The sequence below is a fragment of the Streptomyces sp. NPDC058221 genome, assembly GCF_042882365.1.
In the GTDB taxonomy this organism is placed as follows: Bacteria; Actinomycetota; Actinomycetes; order Streptomycetales; family Streptomycetaceae; genus Streptomyces.
Map to the genome: position 1 here is coordinate 43749 of NZ_JBHVWF010000050.1, position 6977 is coordinate 50725.

A 6977-nucleotide genomic window follows, 5' to 3' on the forward strand; every position below is an offset into this window, starting at 1 on the left:
GCAGCAGCACGCCGCTTGCCGGGCAGGCCCCGGGAGGGCTGGTCCGGGCGCGGGCGGGCGGTTAGCGTCGGTTCATGTCTCCGTCGCCGAGCCCGTCCTTTGGCCCCGCCGCCTCGTTCGACCCGTGGTCGGCGGCGTTCGTCGCCGACCCGTACCCCGCCTATGCCGAGCTGCGTGCCACCGGCCGGGCGCACTACTTCGAGCGCACCGACCAGTGGCTCGTCCCGCACCACGCCGATGTGTCCGCGCTGCTGCGGGACCGGCGGCTCGGGCGGACGTATCTGCACCGGTACGCGCACGAGGAGTTCGGCCGGACCGCCCCGCCCGCCGAGCACGAGCCGTTCGAGACGCTCAACGGGCAGGGGATGCTGGACCTGGAGCCGCCGGACCACACGAGGATCCGGCGGCTGGTCTCCAAGGCGTTCACCCCGCGTACCGTCGAGCAGCTCGCGCCGACCGTGCGGCGGCTGGCGGCCGGGCTCGTCGACGACTTCGTGGCGCAGGGCGGCGGTGATCTGCTCACGGCCGTTGCCGAGCCGCTGCCCGTCGCGGTGATCGCCGAGATGCTCGGCATTCCGGAGTCCGACCGCGCGCCGCTGCGGCCGTGGTCGGCGGCGATCTGCGGGATGTACGAGCTGAACCCGTCGCAGGAGACGGCCCGCGCCGCGGTACGCGCCTCCCTCGACTTCTCCGCCTATCTGCGCGAGCTGATCGCCGAGCGGCGGGGCAACCCGGGCGAGGACCTGATCTCCGCGCTCATCGCGGCCCATGACGAGGGCGAGCGGCTGACCGAGCAGGAGATGGTCTCCACCTGTGTGCTGCTGCTGAACGCGGGGCACGAGGCGACCGTCAACACCACCGTGAACGGCTGGTGGACGCTGCTGCGCAACCCCGGGCAGCTGGCCGCGCTGCGGGCCGACCACGGGCTGCTGCCGTCCGCGGTGGAGGAGCTGATGCGGTACGACACCCCGCTCCAGATGTTCGAGCGCTGGGTGCTGGACGACATCGAGATCGGCTCCACGGTCATTCCGCGCGGATCCGAGGTGGCGCTGCTCTTCGGCTCGGCCAACCGAGACCCGGCCCGCTTCACCGACCCGGAGACCCTGGACCTCTCCCGGCAGGAGAACCCGCACATCAGCTTCGGCGCGGGCGTCCACTTCTGTCTGGGTTCCCCACTGGCCCGGGTGGAACTGATCTCCTCCTTCGGGGAGTTGCTGCGGCGGGCACCGGGCATGCGGCTGGTCGAGGAGCCGGAGTGGAATCCGGGGTACGTGATCCGGGGAGTGAAGGAGCTGCGCGTGGAGCTGTGACGGGCAGGGTGCGGGGCGGCGGCTGCCGCACCGCCTCAGTTCAGGATGTCCCGCCGCCGCAGCGCGGCCAGGCCACCGGCCACCAGCACCACCGTCAGCGCGGTGAGCAGTGTCACCGGGCCCCACTGCATGCCGGCCGCACCCGGCAGCTTCGGCAGATGCGTGAACGGCGACAGATCCATCACCGGCTGCGGCAGATCCAGGGCCGGGCCTATCCAGCCCAGCGCCAGACAGAGCCCCATCACGCCCCAGGCCGCCGCGGCGGCCTTCGGCAGCGCCCCGTACAGCAGCACCGTCACCCCGCCGAGCAGCCAGACGGCGGGCAGTTGCACCAGGGCGGCGCCGAGCACGGCCGGGAGTTCGTGCCCGTATCCCGCGGCCAGGCCGAGGCCGCCGGCCACCATGATCAGGGCCGCGCCGCCGAAGGCGATGAGCAGATGACCGGCGGCCCAGCCGGTCCGGCCGACCCCGCCCGCCAGCACCGGTTCGGCCCGGCCGGCGATCTCCTCCCCGTGCAGCCGAAGGACCGAGGAGACGATGTACAGCGCCGCGACCGTGCCGAGCACGGAGACCATCGAGGCGAGGAACGCGTCGGTCAGACCGGCCTGTCCGCCCATCCGCTCGAAGATCTCCCTGGTCTTCGCGTTGTCCCCCACGAGGTCGGCCGCTCCGCCGGTCAGCCCGCCGAAGACGATGCCGACCGCGGCGAACGACACCGTCCACCCCAGCAGCGCGCCGCGCTGGAGCCGGATGGCGAGCCCGTACGCGGTGGAGATCCGGCCCCGGGCCGGCCCGGGCCGCGTCGTCAGGAAGCTCATGCCCACATCGCGCCGTCCGGCCAGCGCGTACGCCAGAACGCACTGCACCGCCGCGGCGCCGGCGATCACCAGGAGCACCCACCACCGCTCGCCCGCGTACGGCCGGGTGTTCTCCGCCCAGCCGACGGGGGAGAGCCGGTTGAGGACGGACGAGCCGTCGTCCGTCGCGGAGTCGCCCGCAGCCTTCAGGACGAAGGCGGCTCCGATCGCCGCCGCAGTCAGCCCCTTCGCGAGCCGGGCGCTCTCGGTGAACTGTGCGGCGATCGCGGCGGTGCAGGCGAACAGCACACCGACCCCGGCGACCGCCAGCGCGAGCGCCACCGCGCCGGCGCCGCCCGCCCCCGATGCGGCCATCCCGGCCATGATCACCAGGGCCAGCGCGGTGTTGGCGATCAGCGCGGCCAGCAGCGCCGCGGTCAGCGGGGCGCGGCGCCCCACCATGGCCGAGGAGAGCATCTCCTGACGGCCGGTCTCCTCTTCCTCCCTGGTGTGCCGCACGACGAGGACCAGGCTCATCACCGCGGCCAGCGCGGCGCCGAAGGCGATCATCCGCCAGCTGACGAGCCCGCCGACGGAATCGCTGAACACCGGTCCGTACATGGCCCGCAGGGAGCTGTTGCCGTTCATCGACGCGGCGAGCTCGGCGCGCTGGGCGGCCGTCTCGTACAGGGAGGAGATGGACTTCCCGACGGAGGAGAACGAGCCGCCGAGGACAACCACCCAGAGAGGCATGACGATCCGGTCGCGCCGCAGGGCGAGCCTCAGCAGGGGCCAGGTCCCCGCGAGCTGCCCGGTCCCGGTCCGGCGCCCGGTGCGGGCCGGTGCGGTCATGGTCACGGCAGTCATCGCGCTGCCACCTCCGCGGCCTGGCCGGCGTCCGCCGCGTAGTGCCGGAGGAACAGCTCCTCCAGCGTCGGCGGAGTGCTGCTCAGCGAGCGGACCCCGGACGACGAGAGCGATGTGAGGACGGCGTCCAGCTTGTCCGTGTCGACCTGGAGCGTGACCTGGCGCCCCCGGACCTCGAGATCGTGCACCCCGGGAAGCGCCGCCAGACCCTGGGGCTCGGCGGCCAGCTCGGCGCGGATGTTGGTACGTGTCAGATGGCGCATGGCGGACAGTGAGCCCGTCTCCACCGTCCGCCCCTGACGGATGATGCTGACCCGGTCGCAGAGCGACTCGACCTCGCTGAGGATGTGGCTGGAGAGCAGGACCGTCCGCCCGCGGTCGCGCTCCTCGGCGACACAGCTCTGGAAGACCTCCTCCATCAGCGGGTCGAGCCCGCTGGTCGGTTCGTCCAGGATCAGCAGGTCCACGTCGGAGGCGAACGCGGCGACCAGGGCGACCTTCTGCCGGTTGCCCTTGGAGTACGTACGCCCCTTCTTGGTCGGGTCGAGCTCGAACCGCTCCATGAGGTCGGCGCGGCGGGCGGCGTCCAGACCGCCGCGCAGCCGCCCGTACAGATCGATCACCTCGCCGCCGGAGAGGTTGCGCCACAGCGTGACGTCACCGGGCACGTATGCCACCCGGCGGTGCAATGCGACCGCGTCGTGCCACGGGTCGCGGCCGAGCAGCTGGGCCGCACCGGAATCGGCCCGCAGCAGGCCCAGCAGGACCCGGATGGTGGTGGACTTCCCGGACCCGTTGGGCCCGAGGAAGCCGTGGACCTCACCGGACTCGACGGTCAGGTCGAGCCCGTCCAGCGCATGCGTCCGGCCGAACGACTTGTGCAGTCCGGCCACGGTGATTGCCTTCGTCATGATTTTGAACGTACGCTACTTTCACAAACTTGTGAAGTTAAGGAAACGTATAAACTCGAAGGTGTGACGGGGCCGGTGATCAGCCGGGACCGCAGGGGAGACGATGGGGCGATGAGCAGCGAATCCGGAGAGAGTGCAGCGGAGCGGCAGGACGCGGGCGGGGCGCGCGGGCAGCGGGACCCGGAGGCGGTCTCGCGCTTCGTCGAGCGGTTCGCGTCCGAGATGACCGAGGCGGGGATGCAGCGGATGGCGTCCCGCGTCTTCGCCGCCCTGCTCGCCGACGACGACGCCTCGATGACCTCGGCCGAGCTCGCCCTGGCGCTGCAGATCAGCCCGGCCGCCGTGTCCGGCGCGGTGAACTACCTGACCCAGGTCAGCATGGTCGGCCGGGAGCGCGAACCGGGCTCGCGCCGTGACCGCTACCGCCTGCACAACGAGATCTGGTACACCACGTTCGCCAGCCGCGACCGGGTGCTCACCCGATGGGAGCAGACCCTCAAGGACGGCGCCCGCACGCTCGGCGAGCACACCCCGGCCGGTGCCCGGATCGCCGAGACGGCGGCGTTCTTCGAGTTCCTCCAGTCGGAGCTGGAGAGCCTGATGGGCCGCTGGCAGGAGCACCGCAGGACGCTCGACCTGCCGTCGGCCGACGAGTCCGCGGGCGCCTGAAGGACCCGGCGGGAAAGGGACAGCCGGAATGGGGCGCCGGCTATCCCGCCGCTATCGGCAGCATCAGTCCCCAGGCGCCGGCCCGCACCGTCCAGGTCCGTGTCCGGACCGGCCCGCCGACCTGTATGTCCGCGTGGTAGCGGAAGTCCGCGCCGGAGACCGTGACGGCCTTGGCCTCGCTGGTGACCGGCTCGCCGTCCGGCGCATGGATCGTCACCTCCGCGAGACCGCCGGCACCGCAGCCCGATGTCACCGTCACCGACGCGACCGGGCGGTCCAGATCGTTCAGCAGGACGCCGTCCGCCTCGATCCGCAGCCGGTGCGTGCGCAGCGGGGCGGGCAGGGCCGAGGGCGCGGGGTGCACCAGGGTGCGGACCAGGGAGCGGCAGGTGTCCCAGACGGCGGTGACGCCCGAGTGCTGACCGTCGGTGCCCGGTGCGCTGCTCAGGGCCGGGATGCGCAGCGCGCCCAGGACCACCCCGTCGCTGTCGTCGACCAGCAGGTCAAGACGCCGTACCGCGCCGTCCAGCGCGGTGCGGGCCGCGGCCACCGCACCCGTCGGCACACCGAGTGAATGGGCGAGTTCCAGTGCCGCCGCCGCGCCGACCGGAATCAGCGACAGGGCGCTTCCGGCCGGTTCGCGCTCCCGGTGCAGCTGGGCCACCGCACGCCTCAGCGCCCGGTCGTCGCCGACCACCACCGGCCGTCGGCCGCCCCTGCGGGACAGGGCGCGGGCGAACTCCTCGGGCCCGTCCGGGAGGCAGATCTTGGCGTGCGAGCCGGCGCTCAGCACGTCCTTCGCGATCCGGACGGACTCGCCGTCCGTCCTGCGGGCGACCGGATCGATCACCACCAGCAGATGGGGCGCACCGTTACCGGGGGGCTGGGCAGCCGACACCTCGGTCCTTCCTCGGGTAGCATCTTGGTGCAAGAGCCCCTTGCGCTATTGCGCCAGGGGCTTGGTCTATTCCGGGGCACCCGGTTCGACGGTTCAGGCCTTGTCGTACAACGTCGTACGGCATGTACGACGTTTACGTACGCCCCCTGACCTTGGACATGCCCCGCCCGGAAGGGGTGTACGCCTGTGCCCGCACTTGTGCTGCTCGGTGCTCAGTGGGGTGACGAGGGCAAGGGGAAGGCCACCGACCTCCTCGGTGGATCCGTGGACTATGTGGTGCGTTACCAGGGCGGCAACAATGCCGGCCACACGGTGGTCGTCGGCGACCAGAAGTACGCACTGCATCTCCTCCCCTCCGGAATCCTGTCGCCGGGGTGTACCCCGGTCATCGGGAACGGTGTCGTGGTCGACCCGGCCGTCCTGCTCTCCGAGCTGAGTGGGCTCAACGACCGCGGCGTGGACACGTCCAAGCTGCTGATCAGCGGTAACGCTCATTTGATCACCCCGTACAACGTCACCGTCGACAAGGTGACGGAACGGTTCCTCGGGACGCGCAAGATCGGTACGACCGGCCGCGGTATCGGCCCGACGTACGCCGACAAGATCAACCGCGTCGGCATCCGCGTCCAGGACCTCTACGACGAGTCGATCCTGGAGCAGAAGGTCGAGGCGGCCCTGGAGCAGAAGAACCAGCTTCTGGCCAAGGTCTTCAACCGTCGCGCCATCGAGGCCGGCAAGGTCGTCGAGGACATGCTCCAGTACGCGGAGCAGATCAAGCCCTTCGTCGCCGACACCTCGCTGATCCTGAACGACGCCATCGAGGCGGGCAAGGTCGTCCTCTTCGAGGGCGGTCAGGGCACGCTGCTCGACGTCGACCACGGCACGTACCCCTTCGTCACCTCGTCGAACCCGACCGCGGGCGGCGCCTGCACCGGTTCCGGCGTGGGACCGACGAAGATCAGCCGCGTCATCGGCATCCTCAAGGCCTATACGACGCGCGTCGGCGCCGGTCCGTTCCCGACGGAGCTGCTCGACGAGGACGGCGAGGCGCTGCGCCGGATCGGTGGCGAGCGCGGTGTCACCACCGGCCGTGACCGCCGCTGCGGCTGGTTCGACGCCCCGATCGCGCGGTACGCGACCCGGGTCAACGGCCTCACCGACTTCTTCCTCACCAAGCTCGACGTCCTCACCGGCTGGGAGCAGATCCCGGTCTGCGTGGCGTACGAGATCGACGGCAAGCGCGTCGAGGAGCTCCCGTACAACCAGACCGACTTCCACCACGCGAAGCCGGTCTACGAGATGCTGCCGGGCTGGTCCGAGGACATCACCAAGGCGAAGACCTTCGCCGACCTGCCGAAGAACGCGCAGGGGTACGTGAAGGCGCTGGAGGAGATGTCGGGCGCCCCGATCTCCGCGATCGGTGTCGGCCCCGGCCGGACCGAGACGATCGAGATCAACTCGTTCCTGTAGGAACACCGTCCTGCAAGAACGCCGCGGCGGCGGCCGGCAGTCATCACTGCCGGCC

6 protein-coding genes are annotated in these 6977 nt (G+C 71.3%); 3 read left to right on the forward strand and 3 right to left on the reverse strand.

Going from position 1 to position 6977, the window contains the following annotated elements:
• Positions 1-74: 74 nt before the first annotated feature.
• Entirely contained in the window at positions 75-1310 is a 1236-nt protein-coding gene (locus tag ACFVW8_RS18080; protein ID WP_389691020.1) for a cytochrome P450, read from the forward strand.
• A gap of 35 nt (positions 1311-1345) precedes the next feature.
• On the opposite strand, the gene ACFVW8_RS18085 is transcribed toward ACFVW8_RS18080, so the two are convergent.
• On the reverse strand, positions 1346-2974 hold the full coding sequence (locus ACFVW8_RS18085; protein WP_389691022.1) for an ABC transporter permease: 1629 nt from the start codon (positions 2972-2974) through the stop codon (positions 1346-1348).
• Complete coding sequence (locus ACFVW8_RS18090) at positions 2971-3885, reverse strand: ABC transporter ATP-binding protein (RefSeq protein WP_389691024.1); 915 nt, start codon at positions 3883-3885, stop codon at positions 2971-2973. Before ACFVW8_RS18090 ends, ACFVW8_RS18085 begins: the two co-directional genes overlap by 4 nt.
• A gap of 111 nt (positions 3886-3996) precedes the next feature.
• Between ACFVW8_RS18090 and ACFVW8_RS18095 the strand changes: the two genes are divergently transcribed.
• Positions 3997-4554 carry a GbsR/MarR family transcriptional regulator gene (locus tag ACFVW8_RS18095; protein ID WP_389691026.1) on the forward strand — a complete coding sequence of 186 codons (558 nt, stop codon included), beginning with the start codon at positions 3997-3999 and terminating at the stop codon, positions 4552-4554.
• 40 nt (positions 4555-4594) lie between these two features.
• Here ACFVW8_RS18095 and ACFVW8_RS18100 read toward each other — a convergent pair whose 3' ends face one another.
• Positions 4595-5452 carry a diacylglycerol kinase gene (locus ACFVW8_RS18100; RefSeq protein ID WP_389691028.1) on the reverse strand — a complete coding sequence of 286 codons (858 nt, stop codon included), beginning with the start codon at positions 5450-5452 and terminating at the stop codon, positions 4595-4597.
• Positions 5453-5638: 186 nt separating this feature from the next.
• Here ACFVW8_RS18100 and ACFVW8_RS18105 point away from each other — a divergent pair, with 186 nt between their 5' ends.
• The gene (locus ACFVW8_RS18105) at positions 5639-6922 is read left to right on the forward strand and encodes an adenylosuccinate synthase (protein WP_389691030.1); all 1284 of its coding nucleotides are present in this window, start codon (positions 5639-5641) and stop codon (positions 6920-6922) included.
• Positions 6923-6977 lie beyond the last annotated feature (55 nt).

What these genes read in the sequence shown, in the direction of transcription:
- ACFVW8_RS18080 (WP_389691020.1), top strand. Translation starts at nt 75, where the DNA reads ATGTCTCCGTCGCCGAGCCCGTCCTTTGGCCCCGCCGCCTCGTTCGAC.
- ACFVW8_RS18085 (WP_389691022.1), bottom strand. Translation starts at nt 2,974, where the DNA reads ATGACTGCCGTGACCATGACCGCACCGGCCCGCACCGGGCGCCGGACC.
- ACFVW8_RS18090 (WP_389691024.1), bottom strand. Translation starts at nt 3,885, where the DNA reads ATGACGAAGGCAATCACCGTGGCCGGACTGCACAAGTCGTTCGGCCGG.
- ACFVW8_RS18095 (WP_389691026.1), top strand. Translation starts at nt 3,997, where the DNA reads ATGAGCAGCGAATCCGGAGAGAGTGCAGCGGAGCGGCAGGACGCGGGC.